Origin of the sequence: Vibrio sp. M250220 (assembly GCF_036533795.1) — a bacterium.
Taxonomy (GTDB): domain Bacteria; phylum Pseudomonadota; class Gammaproteobacteria; order Enterobacterales; family Vibrionaceae; genus Vibrio.
Genome location: NZ_JATABI010000056.1, coordinates 1 through 26,822 on the forward strand (window position 1 = coordinate 1; position 26,822 = coordinate 26,822).

A 26,822-nucleotide genomic window follows, 5' to 3' on the forward strand; every position below is an offset into this window, starting at 1 on the left:
GGAATCAATGAAGAAATCATACGCCGATATGTAAGACATCAAGAGAAGCAAGAGCGAGTAGAGCAGCACCAGTTGGCGTTGGATTAAACAAAGGCCCCCTTTTAGGGGGCTCACACAAAGCCACCTTCTTTAGAAGGTGGTAATTTACTATTTATATTGATATGGCAAAGCTCAGCTTAAAAGGACACACACCTAAATCAACGGCGTTCCTGTCGGCGAACAACAAAGTTTGGTCAGTTACAATAAAGTCTGATCATATACAATAAAGATTGATTCTTTTTTATCTAAATCAAGTCGTTCGAGGGGCGTTAAGCTAAAGCATTCTGCCCCTTTATGTTTTTGCATAGGAGCTATAAACATTCTCTTAACACAAATTTTCCTTATCAAAACTGATCCTAAGCAGTATGCGAATCAGGCCTTCTAAAACTATGCACCATATTGCAATAAAATCTCTTACTTTTTAAGTAACCTGTTGATTATTAATTGAGTGTCAAAAAGAAAAAATGCACTATGGAGTGATGAAAAACGGCTTTTAGTCGTATGGAAAGCGTTATAAGCACACAAAAGGAACGTACGGTGGAAAAGTTTGCAATATTATCGGATATTCATAGTAATGTTTATGCACTTGATGCTGTGGTAGAGGATGCGAAATCAAAAGGAGTTACTGCTTTTATTAATTTAGGTGATATTTTATATGGTCCAATAGCCCCAAGGCAGACATACGATTACTTGTTCTCTTTAAACGCAATAACTATATCAGGAAATCAAGATCGCCAGATTTATGAGGCGACTAAAGCTGAAATAGAATCAAATCCAACAATGAAATTTATCTTAGATGACTTGGGACAACAACCATTAGATTGGATGAGGGAATTACCATTTGATTTACAGATAACAGATGATATCTATGCATGTCATGGAACTCCGACGGATGATCTTATCTATCTGTTAGAAGATACAAGCTCAGGTGCTCCAGTTGTTCGCGCAGATAGAGCAATAATTGAACTATTAAATGGTATCTCTTCACCTATTGTCGTTTGTGGTCACACCCATACTCCGAGATGTGTCGAGTTATCAACAGGACAAATAATTCTCAATCCTGGGAGTGTTGGGCTACAAGCATACACAGATGACGAGCCAAATGTTCACTCAATGCAAAACTACTCATCAAAAGCATCTTATGCAACACTACAGAAAGTATCTGAAAGTCAGTGGGACATCGCCTTTCATAAAGTAACGTATGATGTTCAAAGTGCAGTAATCGCAGCTAAGAAACAAGGTAGAGAAGACTGGATTCACTTTTTGACCACTGGTCGGGGCTTATAGCAAGCATTCAAGTGTATCAAGATACATTTTTTCTTATCCGAATTGATGCCACTAAGCCATTTAAGCTAAGAAGGTTCTGTCGAGTAGACGACACCTGTTACCAAGTGCCGTCTCCCTAAGAACTGCACGTGCAACTTTCACTGCATGCGGCTCAAGCCTCTTCAAAAGCATCGTTTGATACCCAGCAACTTATAAAGCAGCGAGAGCAGGCTCATGCCAAGAGTTACGGGCTAGCCTTTTGGATTTTCTCTTAGCCAAGTATTCTTGGTATTGAGGATCAAAAGGCGTAGCGGCACTCATGATTTTCACATGTCTCTCTATTGGCACCTTAGCTATTTGAAACAGATTGAACTGACAATCCATATTCATGATCTTCTGCCAACCGTGAAATTGCCATTGACCTTGACCTTGACGGTTGATGAAGTATTTAAGGGCGATCCAAGTTCTGGATTTTGTTGGATGACGCCTTTTAGCCCAGTGCCATAACGTATGGAATAGCTTGTGACCTACATATCCGAATACCTGTTTCGCAACGCAGTGTCGATAGTAATTCGACCAGCCCCTGAGTTTCGGATTTATCAACTTGATTAAATCGTTGACGGGGATGGTTGCGTGCTTTTTGATGAGTTCGCGCAAATTACTTAGGAACAGTAGCGTGTTGGATTTACTCGGCTTAATGAGCAACTTCCCTTTGTACTTCCTATGATTAAAACCTAGGAAATCAAAACCACGGCTGATATGGGTAATGTGCGTTTTCTCTTCGGAGAGTGTTAAGCCTCTTTCTGCTAAGAAATCAGCAATCAACGGTTTGATATCGTTCTCTAGCACTTCCTTTGAAGCGCAGGTGACGACGAAATCGTCGGCGTATCCAATAAAGTTGGCTCTAGCCCCCTTTTTGAGTGCAGTAGACTTTATGCGTTGCTCAAGTCCTGCAAGAGTCATTAGCATCAAGGTCGGGGATATGACCCCGCCTTGTGGTGTTCCCTCGTCAGTACGGTAGAACAGCCCTTTATCCATAAAACCAGACTTTAACCATTGTTCCAACATGCGTTTATCTACGGCTATGTTGTTCATAAGCCATTGATGCCCGATCTTGTCGAAACAGGCTTTGATGTCTCCCTCAAGAACCCATTGAGCTGATTTCTTTAATGCCAGACACTTGAAGCACTGTGCGACTGCATCGGCAGTGCTGCGGTTTGGTCTAAATCCATAGCTGTTAGGGTCGGCAAGTGTTTCTGATACTGGCTCCAGAGCAAGAAGATGAAGCGCTTGCTGCGCTCTATCGACCATGCAAGGGATACCCAGTGGTCTGAGCTTACCGTTTTTCTTGGGGATATAGATACGCTTGAGCGGTTTGGCTTGATAAGCTTTTCTGCTCAATTGATTGACTGCTTTCATGCGGCGCGTATCTGTATTCCAGATAACGCCGTCAATTCCAGGCGTCTTACTGCCTTTATTTTGTGATACCCGCTTAACAGCAAGAAGTTTTGCTGAGTGCGAGTGAGTCAGTATCCACTGCAACGCTTTCGCTTTGCCGTGGTTACCATCTCTCGTTGCCTTTGCAATACGCATCTGAAGCTTTAAAACATGGGCTTCAACGGCTTTCCAGTTTATAATTTAATGGTGCCTGTCCTTTAAGTCTTTTTAGAATTATAAGGTATCATGCAATCTAATATGCGTTAACTTTCATTAACTTATTGATTACACATTGAAGTGATATTAAAAAAGTTTCATTATGAAAAGGTGAAAGTCGGTTTTTAGCTGGCCAATAAGTGTTATACGCAAGGAGAGTAAAGTGGTAAAAATTCGTGAAATGGAAATCGCGGACTATGACGAAGTGATAGCCCTTTGGGGCCAAACTGAAGGTATGAGCATTAGAGATGCCGACTCAAGAGAAAGTATAGCAATCTATTTAAAGCGTAATCCTGAGTTAAGTTTTGTTGCGGAAATTAATAACGAAATCGTCGGTGCAGTGCTAGTTGGTACTGATGGGCGTAGAGGTTATTTGCAACATTTAGCAGTATCATCGAACTATCGCGGACGAAAATTAGGTCGTGAGCTAGTTGGTCATGCAGTAAGATCACTAGCTAAAATTGGTGTCCCAAAAACTCACTTATTTGTGTACAACGACAATGTGAATGCCCAACAGTTTTATGAAAGGCTAGGCTGGTTTGCTAGGGATGAAGTTCGAATGTACTCATTCAACAGTTCGAGCAATAGCAACGTCTAGAGCATGCTACAAAGTCATTTAAGCTAAGAGACTTATGCCCAGAGGTGTGTTGACTTGGGCATGAAACACGAAAATGCCCCATTGTTAGATAGACCTTTTACTCATTCATATCCTGTTAATGGGGTTTTACCCTACTAGAAGTTATCCATTCTTCTAATGCTGTTCGTCGTTAATCCCCTTGTTGTATCACGGCGTAAATTCGACCAAACATCCCCCACCTAAGGACCATTTTCATAATCTCAGATGGTCACTGATACTCTTGCCTTCACAAGAAACCAACCTGATGCTAATAAACCAATTGCAGTAACAACATAATGCGTATTACTATAAAATATAGCTAATACACATAGGTAAACATGATAATGGATCTACATAAGGTTGAACCCCTATTAGAGTACTTTAAGATCATTGGTCTTCACAAAGAACGTGACATTACACTTGAGATGAATGGTAATGTTAAAATATTAGTCGGTGATAATGGCTCTGGAAAAACAACTTTACTTAATTGCATGTACTATATTCTAAATAAGCAATTTTATAAGTTAAACAATATATGTTTTGAAGCGATTGAAATAAAGTTTGGTAATGGTGTTTTTCTTCGTCTAGAGAGTTCAGAGTTGAGTAAAAAAGGCAACAAGAACCGCTCCCATAATAAATTAATAAGAGAGCTTAGAAGTTACATACCGGTCAGTTCATTACATTATATGATTAAAGCAGCATCTACGATGCCATACTTTGCCTTTATGAATGATCCTAAATGCCGTTCTGTGATTAACAATATTCCACATTCAACACGGTCAGTTTATGAAGGCTTTAAATCTTATTATGATGATGAGATAGAAGATTCAGAATTCAGTAAAGAAGAGGAATGGTCTAAAATAATAGACGAAAATTTCCATCTAAGTATACTTTATTTACCAACTTATCGTAGGGTTGAAGAAGATATAATTAAGCTTGGTGGACTTGAAAATGAGTTTACCGACTCTCTAATAAATTTCGGCATGTCTGATGTAAAAGAAAGATTCAAACAAATTAGAAATGAACTGAGAGAATCCGCAGTTAGCCTATATACAAACCTTAACGGAAAAATGTTAACACAACTAACTTCAGATTATCAAGCAACGTCTGAACAGTATGAGAAATTAAAAGACATTGACGCGTTAACAATCGTGTTAGATCGAGTAGGCGATAGTATTTCTCCAGATACTAAAGATAATATAATTAGGTTGGTTGAACAGTCGGTTATAGAAAGCGAAAGGTATTACCCTCTTGTTTTCGTATTAGCTAACTTAATCGAAGTGTATTACGAACAAAAAGAACTCGATGACGCGGTAAAGGAATTTGTAACGGTTGCAAACAAATACTTAGTAAACAAAACTTTCATTTACGATGAAAGTAAAGTTGAAATAACAATCAGCAATAATAGAACTCAATCAGAAGTAGAGTTAGATAATTTATCATCTGGTGAGAAACAATTAGTTTCTATCCTATCCAAACTATACCTCGATAGAGAAAAGACCTACGCTATCTTGTTTGATGAGCCTGAACTATCACTTTCTCTCGAGTGGCAAATTGAACTTCTACCTGACATTTTAAATTCACAAAGGTGCGGTTTCCTTCTGTCAGCAACTCATTCCCCGTTTATTTTCCAAAACCAATTAGACACTTTAACCGATAGTCTTTGTGTTGAGTATCGCGAGGATTAGTTGGTAATGGACAGAGCTGAAATGATGCGTAAGCAACGAACTAACCCGGTAGTTCCACTAATTAACCTCCTAAAAGCACATTCTGCGAATAGGAATGCATTAATTTGTGTGTTTGAAGGTGAAGATGCAAAGTATTATGGTTCGAGGGTTGACTCCTTTATAAAATCTTTAGAGAGAAAGAATGTTCCTTGCAAAGGCAAAGGAAACCTCTTAACTTTAAAAAGAAAAGTTGACCAAAATTCTAATTTAAAATGTTTGAAAATACTTTTTTTTGCAGATAGAGATTTTGATTTTTCCGACTTAACTGATAACAATATTTATTTTACTCCTTGTCATTCAATAGAAAACTTGTATGTAAGCGGTAAAACCTTTTCTCGTTTTTTAGAGGATGAGATTGGCTTATGCACTGTAAATGATAAGGATACGATCGAAAAATCCCTTTCTCTTTTCAAAAAAAGCTATGATAACTTCTTATCAATGACACTGGAGTTAAATGCATGGTTAATGTGTCAAATTGAAAAAAGTAAAACTGACTCATCAATCGTTTTACACTTACAAAACGTAAAGATGAAAGATTTGGTGAAAATTGAAATTGATAACATTGAACAAATATATGACATCTCAAACATGAAGCCTATTTTTCCAGAGTCAGGGGATATAGAATTGGATCAGCTTGAGTCAGCCAAGGACACCTTACTAACTTACGGTGCAGAAAACTCCTTCAGAGGAAAGTTTATTCTACAGTTCTTCAGACAATTTCTGGACAAATATTGTCGTGAATTATCTAATAAAAATAGTGAAATTATTAATATTAGCAAGAAAAGTAATTTAACAATCAATGATTCAAATATCATTTCAATTATGTCTAAATATGCTCATACTCCACCTTGTTTAAATAAGTTCTTAGAGCACCATGGAAAATTACTCAATGCTTCATAAATTAAATTTTATTTATATAATTTCTTAGCGGTGACTGCGAGTTTTTTAATTTTCACATTTCACACATTAAATCTACTTCATGTAATAGCCGGACTCAAAATAATGAGCCCGGCTGCTATTACCTCGTTATAGCCAAAAGTAGGGTTCTATACCTAGGCAGTAGTTTTATGATCCAGCCACGCTCACCATAGTAAATCCAAAATTATACAAGCTTTGAGCTCGGATAAATAAAGCCGTACTTTTCTAATATTATTTTTTGATACTAGCGATTGCTCTAGAAAGGCCAAGTAAATGTGTTGAAGTCTTTATCTCCAACTCCGACTGAATCCCTAAGAGTGCAATCCCTGCCAAAATCTGCTGTGGCCTCACCACTTGGCCAGTCGGCAATTCCATTCGGTCCTATAACATTTTGAACTGCTCCCAGTCTTCACTAATGCTTAATTCCCGGCCTTTGGCCATTCTCATGAGCCTTTTGCATTCTGGTGGTATTGGTTTTCCTTCGTCCCAACCTGTGACGATCCTCACGGATTTAAAACACAGTTCAGCTATCTCTTCCTTGGTCATTTGGCATTTCAATTCTCAAAAGTGTAATTCTTACTCATTTCGCGACACTTTACAGATAAAACCTCTAAACAAAAGAGGCTGTACCGCATTGATAACATATGAAACATTGAATATAGGAAGAGAAAGTGCGCACTGTACGAAGACGCACTAATTGGCAAGTTCACCTTATAAAAAGTTATTCATGAATTGCTAATGTTCGCTTTCCCGAAAATGATAATTGTCCAGAAGCGTGCTAGCGGGGCATGAAACACGCAGCTGGCTTTTGTAGCTGGCTTTTTCGCCCCTTTATTGGTTCCAGCAAAAACTAAATGGGTAAATAGTCGAATTTTCCTCAATTGTCGATTATGTGACCTTTTGCCTAGGGTTTGTCCGTTGAGTTTGTTGATAAAAAATCAATTGCTTATGCTTGCGAGTACGTCGAACGTTTCTTCAAGTTGGTAAGCACCATGTTTAATAATGCCGTCACCGTTGGAACGCCAACCACTACAGGCGGAAAAGTCTTAACAGGCACTGCTGGCGTAAAAATTAACAACTTGGATGTGAGTCTCTTGGGAGACCTAGCTACCTGTACTTGTGGGGATGAAAACTGTCGTGGAGTAGGACCAATCATGCAGGGCAGTCCGCGAAATATTAAGATTGGTGGTAAGCTGATAGCGATGAAAGACGATCCGGTTGATACCGGATGTGGCAATTGTTTTGTGCTTGCTAGTGGTGACGCTGTGAGTCTTGGGCCTCAAATGTCTGGCTCAATTGATATGGGTTCAGGCGTCAATATAGGTCAGGGTGTTAATATCAATATGGGGTCGGGTGTGAGCTTGGGGCAAGGTGTCTCCTTTGGAGGAAATTTGGCTAAGGCGAGTTCTACCACGCAGAGCGTTTCAGAGCAGAAAGCTGCGTCAACTGTTAGTGTTAACCCTAATAATATACATTGGCCTCCCTACAATTTCCTCGCTAAAGAGGGAGATAAAGAAATTCATGTTCGATATACGCAAGATGTTGTAGAAACTACGGTTCTCGCCCCAGAAGAGTGGCAAGAGTTTTTTGATGCGCTCGATAAAACTCGAAATATCGGTGGTGGAATGAAAGGCACTTACGATGCATTCGATACCGCTAAAAAATTAGGAGGTTTGGGGGTTACCGCTTATGTCAAAACACATAATGGCGTTGATTACCTGATCTTGAAAGGTTACAAGCAACACATGAAAACGTTGTTAGCAGGTAATCGCTTTAAAGCCTCAAATCCTCAAGTAGTTAAGCTTGGCGTGGGTGCTTTAGATTCCGTTAAAGGCATGGCTCGTTATGTCAAAGTCACTGCCCCTATGGAAGTATTAGTCGGTTCAGCCATTAACGTTCTACAGTATGTTTTGAATGATGAATATACCTTAAAGCAGCTGGGGATCGATGAAGCTAAATTATTGGTTGGTGTTTTTAGTTCGACTGCTTTGGCTGGAGGTATCCTTGGGGTTCTAGCTGTAGCCTCTATTCCTGTTACATTTTTGGCTGGAACTATCATAATTGTCGGATCTAGTTTTGCTGTTTGGACTATAGATAAAACTACTGATTTTCAAAATAAAATTGTAGAGGGTGCTATTGAGAGTTTTAATTAGCGTATTTTTGATAGCTATCATAGCTGTGTTGGGATATGTGGCGTATTTATCTGTAACCCCTTTATTTGTTTCGATTGAACAAATAGAGAGTGTTCCCTTTTCTTATGTGCCATTCCCATTTATGGCATTGTTTGGTTTTTTTGTTCTCGTGAGCGCTATAGTTTTTATTTTGCTTCCATTGCAATTGATTCGAGGGGAAAGGAAAGGGTCTATTCGATGGTTCTATATTCCAATGTTTATTGGTGCATTAATAGGAACTGGTGTTAACTATGCTAATTTCTATCTAGTGATTAAACCCAATAATATGATTGAGTGTCCTGAAAAGGCAGGGTACAAGAAGAATTTAATGCGTGATTATGTTTCTGATCTTTCCTTGTGCGAGAAGTTTTAGAGCCAAAGACGAAGGATTTTCTGAAGCGTGTATGCGAGCAGGTGTGAAAAACTTGGCGTCAGTTGGGCTTAATGTACTCATAGGGGAAGGTATTGGCTTTTTGGGCACTAGATTTGTACCAACGACGTATGGAATATCTAGTGTTTGATTTTTATGATGATGCTGCTGAGTTTGTGAGTTCAACAGTAGACTTTCTTTAGAGATTACAATGATGAATGGTTACCCTGCATGGATTTGGTTTACCTTTGGCATGGTCGGTTTGTCCTCTGGGGTTGTAATGATTATATCGGGGATAGGTAACTTAATTACTTTACCCATAACACTTTACCTTCTTAGGAAAAGAAGAGATTACCTCATAGATAAGCTTGATACTTATGCACCTAAAAAAATACAGGGATGGGCGCATTTTCCATCGTTTGCATGGATCCGCTCTAGTCAGGTTGCATTTAGCTGGTATCACCGTCATTCAAAAGAAGAAATTCAATACTGGCGCAGTGGTATAAAAAAAGAGCTCGGGAGCATTTATTGGCTATATCGGCTAAATGCAGAGTGCTTGAGATTCGGTTTTTTGAGTGCTTTTTTTATGGGAATTGTTATGGGGATAGAATATCAATTTGGGATATTTGGTATCTTTTTCGATTAACGGAATTTGTTTAACCGATCGCCTTTATTATCCAAGACTGTTTTCTAACGCTTTTACCCTTCGTACTCGCTGGAAGTAGTTCCAATGAAACTACCCTCTACACGACATTAATTTTCACTTAATCCTTTTCGAGCATTGCAAAAAAGTACGAGTGTGCTAAAAATAGCACTAATAGCAATGAGAGAGCGGTATGAGTAAAGGCAGAATTACCCGAGAGAATATCTTAAGCAAGGCATTTGAACTGGCGAGTGAGAATGGTCTTGAGAGTCTCACCATTGGGGAGCTAGCAAAGCAATGCGGGATGTCGAAAAGTGGCTTGTTTGCCCACTTTAACTCCAAAGATAATCTGCAAATAGCGGTGTTGGAGCATGCCAATTTGATTTTTACTCAGCGTGTTATTGCACCTGCTCGGGAGAGGACGTCGATCAGCATCGAGGATAAACTAACTCAGTTACTCGACAACTGGCTAGGTTGGAATCACTCTTTTCAGGGTAGCTGTATGTTTCTTGATGCATGGAAAGAAACGGGTAGCGAAGCGTCACCCACTCAACAGGTGCTAAAAAAGACCATTGCAACATGGATTGAATACTTAACAATTCAGGTAGCAAAAGGGGTAGAAAATGGTGAGTTTCGCCGCGATTTAGACCCAAAGCAAGCAATCTATGAGCTGTATGGTTTGTATTTAAGTGCGCACCTTTTTTACTCCATACGCGGTGAGCAGGCAAGTCAACAACACTTCTGGCTGGGCGTTCAGCGTCTGATGGCGGACTGGAAGTAAAACTAAGCTAAGTGGATGACGACTTAGCTTATTATTTAACTTAAAATAGCACGGTCGTTCGCTTTTGGGGTGTAAGAGACTGGCATAACAAGGACTACAAGATGAGTGAGAAGATTTACTTTAATACCGCTAAAAAGTTTAGTGTTAAGAAAAGCTTAGTAAACTTAACCACACGCCTTCATCATACTCTGGCACCTACACACGCAAAGAGAACTGCGCGTAACCTTTTACTCACCCCTGCTCGAGCTAAGCCTAAAAATGAGTTACCAAGTGGATTGGTTACTGGTGAAGTGGCATCGAAGGAAGGGTTACTGAAAACTTACCAACTGGGTAGTGGCCCAGTTTGGGTGATGACGCACGGTTGGTCTGGTAGTGCTAATCAGTTTTTCCCGCTGATGGAGCACATCGCAAGTCAGGGTTACACCGCTTTGGCTTATGACCATCCAGGGCATGGCCGCAGTGAAGGTGCTTATGGTCATATCCCAGCCTTTGTTCTTGGTTTAGAGTCCATTCTGGATAGTGTTGATGATGTTGCAGGGCTAGTGGCACATAGTATGGGGACGGTTTCTGCGCTTGAATGCCATCATCAAAAGTTAGTGGATAAACCACTGCTGCTTATCGCTCCTTTGCTCGATTATCTGGATAACTTGTTTGGCAGTATTGCGCGTTCTGGCTACTCGATGCGCCTATTTGATGCGGTGGTTAACGAGGTGGAAGAGCAATATCGCTATCCTCTCAAGTCGATTGATCCATACAGTAAACTTAAATCTCGCTCAGCACAGACTATTATTGTTCATGATGAACAGGATAAGTTTGCCAAGTATTCTGAGTCGGTTAAAGCCGCGCAAGAAATGGCGAATGTCAGCTTGGTCACAACACAGGATCAAGGACATGGACGAGTGATGAAGTGCCAACAAGTGATGGATAGTTTTGATAAATTGGTGTCAAAACAGACGTTTTTATGATGGGAAAATGTCCAATCTATTCATGTTGTTAACAAATATTTCCATGTTGTTGATATGGTTAACAGATTTGCAATGAAAAATATTTCCGAAGCAGGTTGTGTGGGATCATTTGCTATGCCACATGGCCCTCATAAGGAAATATAATAATGAATAGAAATGATAGTGTCCCTTTGCCCACCAATACCAGAGAATGGTTGTTTAACCGCAACAGTATGATTGTCTTAGCCGATATCGCACTGTTTGCGGCTCTATACTTTACCTTACCATTTGATCCTAAAGTGGTATTGGGTATCTGTATGTTAATTTTTGTCGCCATTTTTTGGCTGACAGAAGCCCTACATGTCACTGTAACGGCCATACTCGTCCCGATCATGGCCGTGTTATTTGGTGTTTTTGATACCCAAACGGCTCTAAATAACTTTGCTAACTCCATCATTTTTCTGTTTCTTGGTGGCTTTGCTCTTGCTGCCGCTATGCACCGACAGGGGTTAGATAAGGTTATCGCTGATAAGGTACTTGTTTTAGCCAAAGGCAAAATGAGCGTTGCAGTGTTTATGCTATTTGGTGTAACGGCGGCGCTTTCAATGTGGATCAGTAACACAGCAACGACGGCGATGATGCTGCCTCTTGTTCTTGGTGTCTTGAGCAAGGTGAACTCAGAAAGCGGCCATAAGACTTACGTATTTGTGTTGCTTGGCATCGCGTACAGCGCAAGTATTGGTGGTATCGCGACCATAGTTGGTAGTCCACCGAATGCAATTGCTGCGGCTGAAGTAGGTCTAACATTCACAGATTGGATGCGCTTTGGCATTCCAACGACCTTGATCTTACTGCCTATCTCTATCGCGGTACTGTTTGCGGTTCTAAAACCAAACTTGATTGGTCAGTTTGAGTTGAACAACGAGCCAGTCAACTGGGATAAAGGCAAAATCGTTACTTTAAGCATCTTTGCCGCGACCGTCTGCTTGTGGATTTTCAGTAAGCCTATCAATGCCATGCTGGGTGGCTACGCGAAGTTTGATACTGTCGTTGCACTAGCTGCGATTGTTGCCGTTAACTTTGCACGTGTGGTGCACTGGAAAGACATTGAAAAAACCGCTGACTGGGGCGTATTACTGCTGTTTGGTGGTGGTATCTGTCTAAGTAATGTTCTTAAAGCGACAGGCACGAGTGTTTTCCTTGCTAATGGCTTGAGCGAGCTGATTGCTCACCTAGGCGTGTTCTTTATTATCGCTGTGATTGCCGTGTTTGTGGTGTTCTTGACGGAGTTCGCGAGTAACACAGCCAGCGCAGCATTGCTGATCCCTGTCTTTGCCAGCGTGGCGGAAGCGTTCGGTATGTCACCTGTAGTTCTGTCGGTATTGATTGCCGTAGCCGCTTCTTGTGCCTTTATGTTGCCAGTGGCAACGCCACCTAACGCGATCGTGTTTGGTTCAGGTCATATCAAGCAGAGCGAGATGATGCGTGTTGGACTTATTCTCAACTTCGCCTGTATCGCTGCGTTAACCTTTATCGCGATGACTTTCTGGGCTTAACCAGTCCGTTAAGATTAAAAACCTGCTGTACGGCAGGTTTTTAATATTTCATTCCTACCGAATCGTGAGTAATAGTCGGTAGGGGCGGTAGGCAGTTACTTTTTAAGTGCTACGCATTTTAGCGGTTGTTCATTTTTGTTGGGCGATTTGCGAGTCTTATTGAGGTACATATCTTTATCTGCTCGTGCCAAAGTATCCTGGCAGCAGAGGTAATTTTTCGGACCTGACTGTGCTACACCAACGCTAAGCGATATGTCTTCTCGCAGAGAGGCAAGGTTTTCCATCATGCGTGGAATATAGTTCTCGACGGCGGATTCTTTAGTGCAACTCGGCATGACAACCACGAACTCATCGCCACCAACTCTAAAGCAGAGGTCAACATTGCGAGAAGCGCCTCTGAGGCAATCAGAGACAATAATCAACACGCTGTCGCCTTCTTCATGACCAAACTGGTCATTGAAGTGTTTAAAGTTGTCGACATCGATATAGACGATGGCGACGGGATCGTTTTGTTGTTGTGCTTCTGAAAACAACTTACTGGTAAACTCTTCAAAAGCGCGCTTGTTATAGAGATTGGTCAGTGGATCTAAACGCGCCATCTTTTCAAGGCTTCGCGTTCTTTCTTGAACAATAGACTCGAGCTCATTGACGTACTGAAAGGATTTGTTCTTCTCAATCTCGATTTCGTTCATCATGCTTTTTATGTAAGTATCAAATACATAAGAAACATCAAAGTCAATCAATCGGTCGAGAATGTCACTCAGCATCTGAGCATAATTAGGATCATCCAAATGATTATGAATCGTAGAGATCAGCTTCGCTTTGAGGTAGTTCACCGAAGAGAGATACATTTTCGGGTCTACACCGATGCGTTTGTGGACTAGACCGATACGAAGTCGATGTTCGACATAATCCAAATTGATATCTTTACTGAACAGATCGGTAATGTATTGTCTTAGTGCAGACATTAAGCGCTGTAATGTACCGGCATCACCAATTAATGTTTCGACATCAGGGCTGCGAGTTTGATGGGTATAGAAGTCATCAACAATGGCATCTAAATGACGAGAGATGACCCCTTTCATCGTCCTTAATTCGTTGATATCACTCGTCGTGAGCCTAAAAAGATGCAGTCTTTGTGTTAACTCGGTTTCTGATATTTTTTGTTGTTCAACGAGGGATTTGTCTGTGATTCTCATCTTAACTACCCTTAATACACCTAGCCATGAATCTATATTATAAAACAGTATGCATATTTTGCCTGAATTTGATTGTTGCTAGATGTTATGGGGTATTTGCGATGCTCTTAACGTTAAAAGCCCCGCTATCGTAAGCGGGGCTGATTGCATCGGTGAAACGAGTGGTTAGCCGATGAATAGGAAGAACAGGAATGTAGCGACAATACCAATCAATGCATACGGGAACTGCGTGGTAGCATGTTGCATCGAAGTACATCCAGAACCTTGAGCAGAGAGTACAGTTGAATCACTGAAGAAACAGGAGTGGCTGCCTGCCGCTGAGGCAGAGAGTAGTGCTGCAACAGTTAGGTGTAGAGGCACGCCAAGTTGTTCACCTAGCGGAAGAACAATCGGCATTGCTACCGCAAACGTACCCCAAGATGATGCAGTCGCAAACACAAGGCCCCCAGTGATCATAAAGATGATGGCAGGGAAGTAGGATGCAGATAAGTAAGGGCTAACCGTCTCGATAACATACTGAGTCACACCCAGTGAATCGTTGACGTTTTTGAGCATGAAGCCACCAATAACGGTTGCTAGAGGTAACAGCATGACCTTGATACCGTCGTAAATTGCCTCAAACATGTCGTTCATTGAGATCAGTCGTTGTACCCCATAGAAACAAACCGTAAAGATGATTGCAACGAAGACGCCTGCTAATAGATCGATACCGTAGTACCAACTTGCCGAAACAAGCACGACCATTGGAAGTAGGAAGTTGATAAGACCCATAGTTGGACTGGTGTGTGCTGAAATATCTGAACCAAAATCGATGTCAGCAGCGCCGTCTGGGCGAACTTGTCCGTTTTTAGCACGTTGCTCGGCTTTTTTCATCGCACCAAGATCTGGGATCTTTTCGAGTGCAACCAGCAGAACAATCGCTAGCGTCACCCAACCGTATGCCATGTATGGGATGGCTTCAATGTAGGTCTTGATACCTTCGCCAGATTCGGCCACATTGTTTGCTTCCAGAAGTGAGCTAAAGAATATTGCCCACGTAGAAATCGGTACCAAAATACAAATTGGTGCTGCGGTTGAGTCAACCAGATAAGAGAGCTTTTCACGTGAAATCTGGTAGCCATCCGTCACCTTCTTCATTGAGGATGAGATTGCAATGGCGTTTAAGTAGTCGTCAATGAAGATCACGATACCCAGAACGAATGTCATCAGCATCGACTGGCGACGGCTCTTCACTTTGGTCACCAGCATATCTGAGAAACTGAGTATGCTGCCGCCTTTTTCAAGGATAGCGATCAGGCCGCCCATCAAGCCACAGACCAGAATGATCCAAGCGATGGTTTCATCCATCATAACCGTCATTGAGATATCAACTATCTGCTCAACTGCTTGTGCCGGATTTAGCAGTAAAACCCCAGCAATCGCACCGCTAAATAGCGCTTCTACTGTACGGTGAGTCGTGAGAGCAAAGACGAGTACTAACGCTGTTGGGAGCAGGCTCATCCAGCCATAAGCTTGACCTTCTTCATGGCTAAGGCCAATAGAAGTAAAGAAGATAAAGGTCGCTATCACCAGTAAGGTGACCACAATATGTTGGGTATTGATTTTAAATGGTGCATCCAGCACCTTTGTTTGAGTCGTCATAGCTTGTCAGTCCTTTGTTAAGCTGAGTGCAACATCCAATCGATTTCTAGGGGAGTAACGGCTCGCTCAAATTCCGCGAGTTCACTCCGTTTACAGGCTAGGAATAAATCGATGAATTCTCTCGAGATGTATTGAGCCAACTCGCTGTGTTCCAATTGATCCAGAGCTTCAGACATTCGCACAGGTAAGTCAACAGCATTATCACTAAGAGAAGGAGGGCATTGTTCTTTGGTATAGTTTTCGCTGGCCAGCACCGCGGAGAGCACGACAGCTGCGAGAATGTATGGGTTCACATCTGCGCCTGCAATACGGTGCTCAATACGACGGTTCTTGCTGTCGCTAATTGGTACGCGTAATGCGACACCACGGTGGTTTACTCCCCAGTCAGCTTGGGTAGGTACATAAGCACCAGGCACAAAGCGACGGAAAGAGTTGATATTAGGGCAGATTAACGCCATTGAATCGGATGTTTGCGCTAGCATTGCCGCGATAGTCTGATAAAACAGCGGGCTCTCACTTCCATCAGCTAGGCTAAAGTGGTTGTTACCTTCTTCGTCGACAAGGCTGATGTGGATATGCATGCCATTACCAGCTTGCTCTGCAAAAGGTTTGGCCATAAAAGTGGCATCAAAACCATGTTGGTTGGCAACCTGACGGATGACACGTTTTGCGATGATGATTTCATCACAAACTCGCAACACATCTTTTGAATGGTTGAAGTTGATTTCAAATTGCCCTGGTGCAGATTCAGATAAAGCACCCGATGTGTTCAGCCCTTGCTCTTGAGCCACTTTACTTAGATCGGACAGGAAGTCGGCATAATCATCAAGACCACCAAGGTCATAAACTTCAGTATCTTTTTCACGGACGTGTTTGGTCGGGTTAATGGCGGTTTGCAATTCTCCATTCTCACCGCGTTTCTTATCAATTAGGTAGAACTCAAGTTCTAGAGCAATGCAGGGATAAAGGTTTTTTCGGTGCAGTTTTTCGACCATGCCGCCAAGAATATTGCGAATAAATAGAGAGTTTGGGTTTACTCCCGTTTCATCCATCATGCTCAACAGCAGTTGACCCACTTGAGGTTTTGCCGTTGGCATGAGTGTATCGGCGATAGGGAAGCACATATTGTCTGGTTCGCCCAAATCTTCGCCAAGCCCAGCAGACTCCACTACATTTCCTTTGGTATCCAAGGTAATGGTAGATAAAGGGAGAGCGACCCCTTTATGCAGTTTGTCGAGTCCACTCACTGGGATGCGTTTACCACGTGGAGTGGCGTTTATGTCAGTGAAGATCAGGTCGACAAACTCTATTTCTGGCCATTGCTGTCTAAAATTTTTAACTTCCTGTAAATACGATTCCATTTTTAGTTCTCCAAGTAGCCTGACGAGCGGCGAGCTAAAAATAATTGATTTAACAATTAAGTTACATCATTTAGACCAAAGTCTAAGTAATGACAATTATTTTCTTTATATACAATGATTTAACTTCGTTTGCATGAAAGCGGAGAGTTCATTGTGGGTTTGTTTTGTTAACTATTTTGTAACAGGTGATGGTCTTTTGCTCAATATATTGAGCAAAAAATGGTTCTTTTTTGACCAAAAAGGAGGGGTTGGTCACGATTTGGTCAGAATATCGAACATTGCTGTTGATAATTTTGTACATGGTTTGTAGTGTGAATGTTAAATAAATTGAACACGGAAGCATCATGGCTAAAACAAGCAAACCCGTCATTGGTGTCGTCAGCTGCGCGAAAGAGCTAGGTGGCTACAAGATTCAGTCAGTTAATGACTTTTATCTTCGTGCAGTAAAGGATTTTGGCGGTCTACCTCTGATTCTGGCTCCGGACTTACCAGAAGAAGACATGCAAACCCTTCTCGAATTGTGTGATGGATTTTTGTTTCCGGGAAGTCATTCGAACGTTGCTCCGCATCGCTATAACGCAACGCATGAAGAAGCAAAGAAAGATGAGAAGCGCGATGAGCTGGCATTCTCTCTTATTCGACACGCAGTTGATAAAGACATTCCTTGTTTGGGGATCTGCCGAGGATTCCAAGAGATGAATGTGGCGCTAGGTGGTTCGTTGAATCCAGCTGTTCACGATTCTGGTTTTAGTGACCACAGAGAGAAACCGGTTGAAGATTTTGAACAGAAATATGCACCAGCCCATGCTGTGCTCGTTCAGAAAGAGAGTTTGTTTGAGCAGTGGTTAACAGAAAACCAATGGCAGAACACCAGTTTGTTCGAAGTAAACACCCTACATAATCAAGGGGTCGACCAACTCGCACCACAGTTGCAAATAGAGGCTAAGGCCCCTGATGGTCTGATAGAAGCCTTTAGCCTGCCAGGACAAAAATTTTTCGTTGGCGTGCAGTGGCACCCAGAATGGCAAGCAAAAACCAATCATTTCTCTCAAATTTTATTCAAAGAATTTATGATGGCTGCCTCTGTATAAATCAGGAGCAGAATGAATGGACAATCAAGAGATTGGTAAAAATATTGTTCAGTTAAGAAAACAAAATGGATTGTCACAACGCGAACTCGCTGAGCGAGCGGGCATTACACACAGTGCGATTTCTTCAATTGAGAATGGCAAAGTCAGCCCGTCAGTGAGTTCGTTACAGAAAATAGTTAATGTTTTTTCTTTATCACTTTCTGAGTTTTTCATTGTTGAAAATGATCAAAGTGATGAAACGAAGGTTGTCGTGACACAGGATGAGCTGGTTGAAATGGGCAGCGAATCGGTTTCGATGAAACTTGTCACCAACGGCAGCAAAGATCAGGTAATCGGATTCCTGATTGAAGAATATGCTCCGCACGGTACCACGGGTGCGCGAGAAATCAGACACGAAGGTGAAGAGATAGGTACGGTCCTTGAGGGGGAAATTACTCTTGAGTACCGAGGAAAGTCTTATCTTATCAAGCAGGGCGAATCGTACGTTATTGATACGATGAAACCGCATAAGTTTACTAATCACACAGACAAGGCTTGTCGAATGATAAGCGCGCATACGCCGACCACATTCTAAGTGGGCCTTGCCTTGCCTTGTTGTGATAAACAAGGAGGGCGTATGAAAACCCAAGAGCAATGGATTGAACTCAAAAACAATCTCGTCATTGAGGGCCGATCTTATCTGAATGGCGAGTATTGTGAAGCACAAAGTGGTCAAACGTTAGGCGTATTCAATCCAGCAACGGATGAAAAACTGACTGATATCGCTCGTTGTCAAAGTGAAGATGTCGATCTTGCGGTTAAGTATGCCCGAGATGCTTTTAAAGCTGGCGATTGGAGCAACAGTGCTCCTGCCAAGCGTAAGGCAGTTCTGTATAAATTTGCCGATCTCATCGAGCAGCATTGTGAGCAATTAGCCCTGCTTGAAACCTTAGACACCGGCAAACCTATTTCTCATAGTGTATCAACGGACGTACCTGGCGCAGCCAATTCATTGCGCTGGTATGCAGAAGCAATTGATAAAGTTTATGGGGAAGTCGCACCAACAGAAAAAAATGTTCATGCCTTTATTTCTCATCAACCTATAGGCGTTGTTGCCGCAGTCGTTCCTTGGAACTTCCCTTTATGGATTGCTTGCTGGAAACTTGGACCCGCGCTTGCGGCGGGCAACAGTGTCATCCTTAAACCGTCTGAAAAATCATCTCTAACGGCTATCTACTTAGGTCAACTTGCCGAGCAGGCAGGTCTACCAAAAGGTGTTTTCCAAGTCGTCACCGGTTTTGGACATGAAGCTGGTGACGCTTTGGCTAAACATCATGATGTTGATTGCATCGCGTTTACTGGTTCAACCCGAATCGCGGGTCAGCTAATGATCAGTTCAGGTGAAACAAACCTGAAGCGAGTATTCGCTGAAGCGGGTGGTAAGAACGCCAACATCGTCTTTGAGGACTGTGACGATTTGGATCGCGCAGCAGCGGAAACTGCGGCGGGATGTTTCTACAACCAAGGTGAAGTATGTGTTGCTGCGACGCGTCTGTTGGTGCATGAAAGCATTAAGGATCGCTTTGTCGATAAAGTGATTTCAGCGGCACAGGCATTTATGCCTAAAGATCCTCTAGACACCTCCTCATCAATGGGGGCATTGATTGACAAGGAGCACAAAGCCAAGGTGCTTGAATACATCCTCCTTGGCCAGTCTGAAGGTGCGACGCTTCGCTGTGGTGGCGACGTTCAGGGTCAAGGCGCTTTCGTCGAACCAACCATTCTTGACAACGTCGACAACAAAATGAAAGTGGCTCAGGAAGAGATCTTTGGTCCGGTATTGTGCGTGATTCCATTCAAGGATGAAGCGCAAGCTATTGAGATTGCCAATGACTCACAATATGGCCTTGGTGCAGCACTTTGGAGTAGCAACATCAACCGTGTTCACCGTGTAGCGAAACAGCTACAGGCGGGCTCGGTCTGGGTCAATAACTACAACGAAGGTGACATGACTGTCCCGTTTGGTGGATTCAAGATGAGTGGTAATGGCCGCGACAAATCGCTGCATGCCATCGAGAAATTCACTGAAACTAAGACGACTTGGATTCGTCTACACCCTTAAGCCTGCTGAAGATTAATAAAGGAATATCTCTATGAACAAGCATACGGATTCGTTCTACGCCCATTCTGTACCCAATATGCCTGACTACCCGCAACTGCAAGACCACATTGAGTGTGATGTTTGTGTCGTAGGTGCAGGATTCTCAGGACTCTCTTCTGCCCTGCATTTGGCCGAAAAAGGTTTCAAAGTGGTGGTGCTGGAGAGCGCAAAAGTGGGCTTTGGAGCAACGGGTCGTAACGGTGGACAAATCGTCAATAGCTACAGCCGAGATGTTGATGTACTAGAAAGCCGTTACGACCACGCTCAGGCAAAAGCGCTTTGTGAAATGATTTTTGAAGGTGGCGATATCATTCGTGGCCTGATTGATAAATACAATATTGATTGTGACCATAAACAGGGTGGGCTGTTTACCTCGCTAAATAAAAAGCAGCTTAAAGGGTTGGAAGAGCATAAGAAGAACTGGGAACGCTACGGTAATGATCAGCTTACCTTGCTTGATGCTAACGAGATTGAGCAAGCGGTCGGCACCAAAGTCTACTCTGGTGGTCTGCTTGATATGCGTGGCGGACATATTCATCCACTTAAACTTGCGTTGGGTGAAGCGGCAGCATTCGTCTCTCTTGGTGGGCAAATCTTTGAACAGTCGGCAGTAACTGCGATTGAAAAAGGCGCTAATCCAGTTGCTAAAACAGCGCATGGTAGCGTGAAAGCCAAATACTTAGTGCTCGCTGGCAATGCTTACTTAGGTGGGCTAGCGCCGAACATCAGTAATAAAGCGATTCCATGTGGTACTCAGGTTGTGGCAACAGAGCCATTGTCTGAAGAGTTACTTAAACAGATCTTGCCAACCGATTATTGCGTGGAAGATTGTAACTACCTACTGGACTACTTCCGTCTCAGTGCGGATAAACGCCTGCTGTTTGGTGGTGGTGTGGTATACGGTGCGCGCGATCCAGAAAATATCGAAGCCATTATTAGACCTAAGATGGAAACCGTCTTTCCTCAGCTTAAGGGCATCAAAATTGACTACAGATGGACAGGGAACTTCTTGTTGACCTATTCACGTATGCCTCAGTTTGGCGCGTTTGCTGACAACATCTACTACCTGCAAGGCTACAGCGGCCATGGGGTTACTTGTACCCATTTGGCTGGCAAGCTACTAGCAGAAGCATTAACAGGACATGCAGAGCGTTTTGACGCATTTGCTGCCCTTAGACACTACGCTTTCCCAGGTGGTCGTCACTTCCAGATCCCGTTTACGGCTATGGGGGCGGCGTACTACAACCTGAGAGATAAATTGGCGATTTAGGAACAAAAAGATAAGGAATATCCAATGAGTAAAGTCGTGAAGTTTGCCGCTCTACAGCTAACCATCACCTGGGATCTGGAAGATAACCTCAACAAAGCTAAAGCCGCGATCCGTGAAGCTGCGGCGAATGGCGCAAATGTGATTTTGCCTCAAGAGCTTTTTGCAGCGCCTTATTTCTGCAAAAAGCAGGAAGCGAAGTACTTTGAGTTGGCACAAGAGACCGCTCACTGTCATCTGATTAAAGAGATGAGCGAATTGGCCAAAGAACTTGGTGTGGTGATTCCAGTTAGCTACTTTGAGAAAGCAGGCAACACTTTCTTTAACTCGCTGGTAATGATCGATGCAGATGGAACCGTACTGGACAATTACCGTAAGTCTCATATTCCTGATGGCCCAGGTTACAGCGAGAAGTACTACTTCAGCCCTGGCGATACCGGATTTAAGGTTTGGCAGACTAAGTTTGGTAAGTTTGGTGCGGGTATTTGCTGGGATCAATGGTTTCCAGAGCTTGCGCGCAGTTTGGCTCTTCATGGCGCGGAAGCTATTTTTTATCCAACGGCGATTGGCTCTGAGCCTCAGGATCCAACACTGGATTCACGAGATCATTGGCAACGCACAATGCAGGGGCATTCTGCCGCGAATCTCGTCCCAGTGATTGCTTCCAACCGAGTAGGAACGGAAGTCGATGATGGCATTGAGACGACCTTCTACGGCTCTTCGTTCATTACTGACCACACTGGAGGCAAGCTTGCGGAAGCACCGCGCGAAGGTGAGGCAATCATTTACGCTGAGATCGATTTGGAGCAGACCGCGAAAGCTCGTCACTCTTGGGGCTTGTTCCGTGACCGTCGCCCAGATCTCTACGCTAGTGTAGGCAAGCTTGCAGTATAGGAGGCATTGGAATGCAGTTATTTTCAACGCCTGCACAAGATGGCTTCTATTTTCCGGCTGAGTTTCAGCCGGTTAGCCAAGTTTGGCTAGCATGGCCAGAAAGACGTGACAACTGGCGTGATGACGCCTTACCCGCTCAGCTAACTTTTGCTCGTATCGCCAATGCGATTTCTGAAGTGACGAAAGTCTGTGTTGCGGTAAGTAGCAAACAGTTTGATCACGCTCGTGACTTACTTCAGCCTGAAATTCGGTTAGTTGAAATCCCATTCAACGATGCTTGGATGCGTGATATTGGCCCGACAGTCTTGGTAAACGAGAGTGGTGAACGTCGTGGTATTAGCTGGCAGTTTAATGCTTGGGGCGGTGAGTACAACGGTTTATATGACAACTGGCAACAAGACGATCTCGTCGCCAGTTCGGTGTGTGACATAATCGGCATCGATCACTACCGTGCGCCATTTGTCCTTGAAGGCGGTTCGATTCATACCGATGGTGAGGGCACCTTGTATACCACTGAAGAGTGTTTACTTAGTCCTGGTCGTAACCCTTTGCTGACCAAGCAGCAGATCGAGCAGCAACTCAAGGAGTACCTCAGCATAGAGAAAGTGATTTGGCTTCCTAACGGCTTATTTAATGATGAGACGGATGGCCATGTTGATAATCTTATGCACGTTATTGCTCCCGCTAAAGTGGTGCTGAGTTGGACGGATGACCCAAGTGATCCTCAATATCATCTATCGCGCGAAGCGGAACGGGTGCTCAAATCACAGACCGATGCGCAAGGTCGTGAGATTGAAATTGTGCGTTTACCTTTGCCTGGCCCACTGCATTACAGTGAGAATGAAGCGCAAGGTATTGAGGTAAGCGAAGGAATGAGCCGAGAAGCAGGGGAACGCTTAAGTGCGTCTTATGCAAACTTTCTTATCGTAAATGGCTATGTATTTTTGCCTCTCCTTGATGATAGAACCGATGCTGAGGCGATCTCTGTGCTACAGAGCGCAATGCCGGATCATCAAATCATTGGGATACCGACAAGAGAAGTGCTGTTAGGAGGTGGGAACATCCACTGTATAACGCAGCAGATCCCAGCATAAATAAATCGTAAGCCACGTTAGAACTGATTGCGTGGCGAACACTAGCTTTCAAAAGGAATCACCATGCAACAAATTATTAATCAAAGTCTTCTTTCGTTTATGGTGCCGAGTGAAGAGCAAGGCATTGCCGTGACCAACCCTGCAACCGGAGAACGACTTGGCTTTGCTCCTGTTTCGTCTCAGCAATCCATTTTAGATGGCATTGAACGTTCAAGTGTTGCGCAGAAAGAGTGGGCGGCGAGGTCTGCGAAAGCACGCGGTGCTTTGTTATTGCGCTGGCATCAATTGCTATTGGAAAATAAACAAGACCTCGGCCGTTTAATGACGTTAGAGCAAGGCAAACCACTTGCAGAGGCAGAAGGTGAAGTGGCTTATGGCGCGAGCTTTATTGAGTGGTTTGCTGAGGAAGCAAAACGCACATACGGTGAAACGATTCCTGCGCCAAGTGGCGACAAGCGTTTGCTAACCATCAAACAACCGATTGGTGTGGCTTGTGCGATTACCCCGTGGAACTTCCCGATTGCGATGATTACCCGTAAGGCTGGCCCAGCATTGGCTGCGGGCTGTAGCTTTGTGGTTAAGCCATCAGAGTCTACGCCGCTATCGGCGTTTGCGGTGGTTGAGCTAGCGTATCAGGCGGGTATCCCACGTGATGTACTTCAGGTGGTGCTTGGTGAAGATTCACGTCAGGTTGGTGCTATTTTTACCTCTCATCCTCTGATTCGTAAGCTGTCTTTCACAGGCTCTACTAAAGTGGGCAGCATTCTAATGCAGCAAAGTGCGCACGACATTAAACGCACGTCGATGGAACTGGGTGGCAACGCGCCGTTTATCGTTTTTGATGACGCGGATATCGATGCGGCGGTAGCAGGTGCAATGGCGTCTAAGTTCCGTAACGCTGGCCAGACTTGTGTTTGTGCCAACCGCTTCTATGTTCACAGCACGGTTTATGACGAGTTTGTTGCCAAGTTTGACGCTGCTGTTCAAAACCTCAAAGTCGGTAATGGTCTTGAACAGGGCGTCACCATTGGTCCTGTGATTAGCGAATCTGCTAAGCAGGGAATTCAAAGCTTGATTGATGGTGCGATTGAACAAGGTGCGCAGCCTGTCAGTGAGTTGAAGCAACTTGATGGACTCTTTATTCAGCCAGTGATTCTGAAAAATGTTACCCATGACATGAAGATCGTTTCGGAAGAGATCTTTGGCCCAGTCGCTCCCGTGATTGCTTTTGACAATGATGAGCAACTGATTGAGATGGCCAATGACACCATCTATGGATTGGCTTCTTATTTTTACAGCCAGAATATTCACCGTGTGTGGAAAATTGCTGAAGCGTTGCAGTACGGCATGGTTGGAATTAACGAAGGTATTATCTCTACGGAAGTGGCACCGTTTGGCGGTGTCAAACAGTCAGGCATTGGCCGTGAAGGGGCTAAGCAGGGTATCGATGAATACATGGACGTGAAATATCTCTGCTTTGGCGGCAACTAATTTAAGGAAAAATTAATGAACAACCAACAACTACATCAAAGAAGAAGTCAGGTCATTGCTCAGGGTATGGGCGCTATGTACCCACTCTATGTTGAGAAAGCCGATAATGCCCACGTGTGGGATATTGAAGGCAATAAATACATCGACTTCGCGGCGGGAATCGCTGTAACCAACACAGGTCACGCTAACAAGCGTATCAGTGAAGCGGTAAAAGCTCAGATTGATAAGTTCTCCCATACTTGTGCCATGGTCACCCCGTATGCCTCGTTTGTTGAACTGGCAGAGAAGCTGACAGAGCTTGCTCCGGGCCCATCGGCTAAAAAAGCGATTTTCCTCACCACGGGTGCGGAAGCGGTAGAGAACGCAGTAAAAATCGCTCGAGCTCATACCGGTCGTAGTGGTGTGATTGCATTTAAAGGGGGGTTCCACGGTCGTACTAACATGACCATGGGACTGACGGGTAAAGTGGCTCCATACAAGGCGGGTTTTGGGCCGTTCCCAAATGAGATTTTCCATGCGCCATTTCCGAATGCTTTCCACGGCATTAGCGTCCAGCAGAGTCTACAAGCGATAGAAGATCTGTTTGCTTGTGATATCGAACCATCACGCGTTGCTGCGATCATTTTCGAACCAGTGCAAGGTGAAGGTGGTTTCTACAAGGCACCGAAAGAGTTCGCTCAAGGGCTGCGTCAAGTGTGTGATAAGCATGGCATCATGTTGATTGCCGATGAGATCCAAACCGGCTTTGCGCGTACCGGCAAGATGTTTGCCACTGAGTATCTCGACATTGAGCCTGACATGATGACGATGGCGAAAGGAATCGCGGGTGGTTACCCAATCTCAGCCGTTGTCGGTAAGAGTGATGTTATGGACTCGGCACTACCGGGTGGTTTAGGTGGCACCTACGCGGGTTCGCCTCTTGGCTGTGCCGCTGGTCTGGAAGTGCTCAAAATTATCGAAGAGCTCGATTTATGCGCTAAAGCCCAAGGTATTGGTGAAGTGGTTAATGCTCGTATGATGAAACTGCAACAGTCTGTCCCTGCGATTGGCGAAGTGCGTACCTACGGTGCGATGATGGCCATCGAATTTACTGATCCTCAAACAGGTCAGCCTCTTCAGGATATGACCAAAGCGGTGATCAGCAAGGCACAGGAAAATGGTTTAATTCTGTTGTCATGTGGTGTTAAAGCCAACGTTATTCGTCTGTTACCACCACTGACTATTGAGCCAGAAGTTCTTGAAGAAGGCTTGGATAAACTCGAGAAGATCATTCTCGAAATCGCATAAAATGGAAGACCCGCAATCGCGGGTCTTTTTTTAATCATCAGGTGGAGAGAGCACTAACTTTAGGCGCTGTCTAAGTGATAGCCCCCGATGACTGGCACTATGAAACCAGTAGTAGAAAAAGTCCTGCAATACCAGTAGGAGTATGAAGGTCGCGGCCGTCATTTCGATATCGAATAAACGCCATCCGAATAGCCATTACGAACTACGCCCTGCTTCCCATTGATTGAGGCTGTAGTTAACCCCCGTCTTTTAAGCTCTCTTGAGCAAATTTTTGCCTCTGCTTTTTCTATGATATGCTCTTACGCATCTTGTCTCATTGTCTTTATTTTTATGAACACCGCCTTTTGATAGGACTACGTTAAAATAAAATTTATGGATGGAATATGGATTATAAATACCCCCCAAGAGAAATTATAGACCCAGAAGAAGAGAAAAAGTCTATGGTGGAAAGTCAGGTTAGGCGTTCAAATGCAGCGATAGCTGAATATGATGAAAGGGAAAGAAGAAGAGCTAAACTATTGGCTTCTTTGACTAAAGATAATCCTCCACAGGTAAGTAACGCGCCAATACTCAAATCAAGGCTGTTAAAAAATGAAGAGAATATGAATGCGCTAGGAAGTGGTTCATTTTCTTACCTGTCTATGGGGATGAAAAGCTTTGAAGTATTAAAAGC

General features: G+C 43.5%; 23 protein-coding genes and 3 pseudogenes. 20 read left to right on the forward strand and 6 right to left on the reverse strand.

Annotation, left to right across the window (positions count from 1 at the left end; all coding sequences use genetic code 11):
- Positions 1-87, forward strand: a pseudogene (locus QTN94_RS17030) (IS200/IS605 family transposase); the annotation flags it as partial.
- 489 nt (positions 88-576) lie between these two features.
- Positions 577-1,326, forward strand: a complete 750-nt coding sequence (locus QTN94_RS17035) for a metallophosphoesterase family protein (protein ID WP_331428338.1) — start codon at positions 577-579, stop codon at positions 1,324-1,326.
- A 189-nt stretch (positions 1,327-1,515) separates the two neighbouring features.
- On the opposite strand, the gene ltrA is transcribed toward QTN94_RS17035, so the two are convergent.
- Positions 1,516-2,943, reverse strand: a complete 1,428-nt coding sequence (ltrA, locus tag QTN94_RS17040; RefSeq protein ID WP_331428355.1) for a group II intron reverse transcriptase/maturase — start codon at positions 2,941-2,943, stop codon at positions 1,516-1,518.
- 178 nt (positions 2,944-3,121) lie between these two features.
- Here ltrA and QTN94_RS17045 point away from each other — a divergent pair, with 178 nt between their 5' ends.
- The 3 genes from QTN94_RS17045 (at position 3,122) to QTN94_RS17055 (ending at position 6,201) form a co-directional block, all read left to right on the forward strand.
- On the forward strand, positions 3,122-3,556 hold the full coding sequence (locus tag QTN94_RS17045; protein ID WP_331428339.1) for a GNAT family N-acetyltransferase: 435 nt from the start codon (positions 3,122-3,124) through the stop codon (positions 3,554-3,556).
- A gap of 362 nt (positions 3,557-3,918) precedes the next feature.
- Positions 3,919-5,262, forward strand: coding sequence for an AAA family ATPase (locus QTN94_RS17050; protein WP_184957548.1), 1,344 nt, complete (start codon positions 3,919-3,921; stop codon positions 5,260-5,262).
- A gap of 6 nt (positions 5,263-5,268) precedes the next feature.
- A complete protein-coding gene (locus QTN94_RS17055) occupies positions 5,269-6,201 on the forward strand; it encodes a DUF4435 domain-containing protein (protein ID WP_331428340.1) in 933 nt (310 codons plus the stop codon).
- Between the two features lie 249 nt (positions 6,202-6,450).
- Here the strand turns inward: QTN94_RS17055 and QTN94_RS17060 are convergent.
- Positions 6,451-6,854, reverse strand: a pseudogene (locus tag QTN94_RS17060) (regulator).
- A 276-nt stretch (positions 6,855-7,130) separates the two neighbouring features.
- Here QTN94_RS17060 and QTN94_RS17065 point away from each other — a divergent pair.
- The 6 genes from QTN94_RS17065 to QTN94_RS17090 all read left to right on the forward strand — a co-directional run bounded on the left by QTN94_RS17065 (position 7,131) and on the right by QTN94_RS17090 (position 12,684).
- Positions 7,131-8,372 (forward strand): PAAR domain-containing protein, encoded by a 1,242-nt coding sequence (locus QTN94_RS17065; protein ID WP_331428341.1) that lies wholly within the window; start codon positions 7,131-7,133, stop codon positions 8,370-8,372.
- Positions 8,356-8,763 carry a hypothetical protein gene (locus tag QTN94_RS17070; protein WP_331428342.1) on the forward strand — a complete coding sequence of 136 codons (408 nt, stop codon included), beginning with the start codon at positions 8,356-8,358 and terminating at the stop codon, positions 8,761-8,763. Before QTN94_RS17065 ends, QTN94_RS17070 begins: the two co-directional genes overlap by 17 nt.
- 208 nt (positions 8,764-8,971) lie before the next feature.
- The gene (locus QTN94_RS17075; protein ID WP_331428343.1) at positions 8,972-9,406 is read left to right on the forward strand and encodes a hypothetical protein; all 435 of its coding nucleotides are present in this window, start codon (positions 8,972-8,974) and stop codon (positions 9,404-9,406) included.
- A 190-nt stretch (positions 9,407-9,596) separates the two neighbouring features.
- The gene (locus QTN94_RS17080) at positions 9,597-10,184 is read left to right on the forward strand and encodes a TetR/AcrR family transcriptional regulator (protein ID WP_331428344.1); all 588 of its coding nucleotides are present in this window, start codon (positions 9,597-9,599) and stop codon (positions 10,182-10,184) included.
- Between the two features lie 101 nt (positions 10,185-10,285).
- The gene (locus tag QTN94_RS17085) at positions 10,286-11,149 is read left to right on the forward strand and encodes an alpha/beta hydrolase (protein ID WP_331428345.1); all 864 of its coding nucleotides are present in this window, start codon (positions 10,286-10,288) and stop codon (positions 11,147-11,149) included.
- A 146-nt stretch (positions 11,150-11,295) separates the two neighbouring features.
- Positions 11,296-12,684 carry an SLC13 family permease gene (locus tag QTN94_RS17090; protein ID WP_331428346.1) on the forward strand — a complete coding sequence of 463 codons (1,389 nt, stop codon included), beginning with the start codon at positions 11,296-11,298 and terminating at the stop codon, positions 12,682-12,684.
- Between the two features lie 95 nt (positions 12,685-12,779).
- Here QTN94_RS17090 and QTN94_RS17095 read toward each other — a convergent pair whose 3' ends face one another.
- The 3 genes from QTN94_RS17095 to QTN94_RS17105 form a co-directional block, all read right to left on the reverse strand.
- A complete protein-coding gene (locus tag QTN94_RS17095; protein ID WP_331428347.1) occupies positions 12,780-13,883 on the reverse strand; it encodes a GGDEF domain-containing protein in 1,104 nt (367 codons plus the stop codon).
- 165 nt (positions 13,884-14,048) lie between these two features.
- Positions 14,049-15,524, reverse strand: coding sequence for a Na+/H+ antiporter NhaC family protein (locus tag QTN94_RS17100; RefSeq protein ID WP_331428348.1), 1,476 nt, complete (start codon positions 15,522-15,524; stop codon positions 14,049-14,051).
- Between the two features lie 17 nt (positions 15,525-15,541).
- Entirely contained in the window at positions 15,542-16,885 is a 1,344-nt protein-coding gene (locus tag QTN94_RS17105) for a glutamine synthetase family protein (RefSeq protein WP_269375248.1), read from the reverse strand.
- A gap of 344 nt (positions 16,886-17,229) precedes the next feature.
- Between QTN94_RS17105 and QTN94_RS17110 the strand changes: the two genes are divergently transcribed.
- From QTN94_RS17110 to gabT, 8 genes are all read left to right on the forward strand, one after another.
- Complete coding sequence (locus tag QTN94_RS17110) at positions 17,230-17,976, forward strand: gamma-glutamyl-gamma-aminobutyrate hydrolase family protein (protein ID WP_331428349.1); 747 nt, start codon at positions 17,230-17,232, stop codon at positions 17,974-17,976.
- Between the two features lie 16 nt (positions 17,977-17,992).
- Positions 17,993-18,550, forward strand: a complete 558-nt coding sequence (gene puuR / locus QTN94_RS17115) for an HTH-type transcriptional regulator PuuR (protein WP_138971139.1) — start codon at positions 17,993-17,995, stop codon at positions 18,548-18,550.
- Positions 18,551-18,592: 42 nt separating this feature from the next.
- Positions 18,593-20,077: an aldehyde dehydrogenase gene (locus QTN94_RS17120; protein ID WP_331428350.1), complete on the forward strand. Its 1,485-nt coding sequence runs from the start codon at positions 18,593-18,595 to the stop codon at positions 20,075-20,077.
- A 31-nt stretch (positions 20,078-20,108) separates the two neighbouring features.
- Positions 20,109-21,386 (forward strand): NAD(P)/FAD-dependent oxidoreductase, encoded by a 1,278-nt coding sequence (locus tag QTN94_RS17125; protein ID WP_138971141.1) that lies wholly within the window; start codon positions 20,109-20,111, stop codon positions 21,384-21,386.
- Positions 21,387-21,410: 24 nt separating this feature from the next.
- Entirely contained in the window at positions 21,411-22,277 is an 867-nt protein-coding gene (aguB, locus tag QTN94_RS17130) for an N-carbamoylputrescine amidase (RefSeq protein ID WP_331428351.1), read from the forward strand.
- 11 nt (positions 22,278-22,288) lie between these two features.
- The gene (gene aguA / locus QTN94_RS17135; protein WP_138971143.1) at positions 22,289-23,371 is read left to right on the forward strand and encodes an agmatine deiminase; all 1,083 of its coding nucleotides are present in this window, start codon (positions 22,289-22,291) and stop codon (positions 23,369-23,371) included.
- Positions 23,372-23,434: 63 nt separating this feature from the next.
- Positions 23,435-24,862 carry an NAD-dependent succinate-semialdehyde dehydrogenase gene (locus QTN94_RS17140; protein ID WP_331428352.1) on the forward strand — a complete coding sequence of 476 codons (1,428 nt, stop codon included), beginning with the start codon at positions 23,435-23,437 and terminating at the stop codon, positions 24,860-24,862.
- A 15-nt stretch (positions 24,863-24,877) separates the two neighbouring features.
- The gene (gene gabT / locus QTN94_RS17145) at positions 24,878-26,149 is read left to right on the forward strand and encodes a 4-aminobutyrate--2-oxoglutarate transaminase (protein ID WP_331428353.1); all 1,272 of its coding nucleotides are present in this window, start codon (positions 24,878-24,880) and stop codon (positions 26,147-26,149) included.
- An 84-nt stretch (positions 26,150-26,233) separates the two neighbouring features.
- Here gabT and QTN94_RS17150 read toward each other — a convergent pair.
- Positions 26,234-26,344 (reverse strand): annotated as a pseudogene (locus QTN94_RS17150) (sterol desaturase family protein); the annotation flags it as partial.
- A 188-nt stretch (positions 26,345-26,532) separates the two neighbouring features.
- Between QTN94_RS17150 and QTN94_RS17155 the strand changes: the two are divergent.
- A partial coding sequence (locus tag QTN94_RS17155; protein ID WP_331428354.1) for a hypothetical protein occupies positions 26,533-26,822 on the forward strand: 290 nt, incomplete at its 3' end.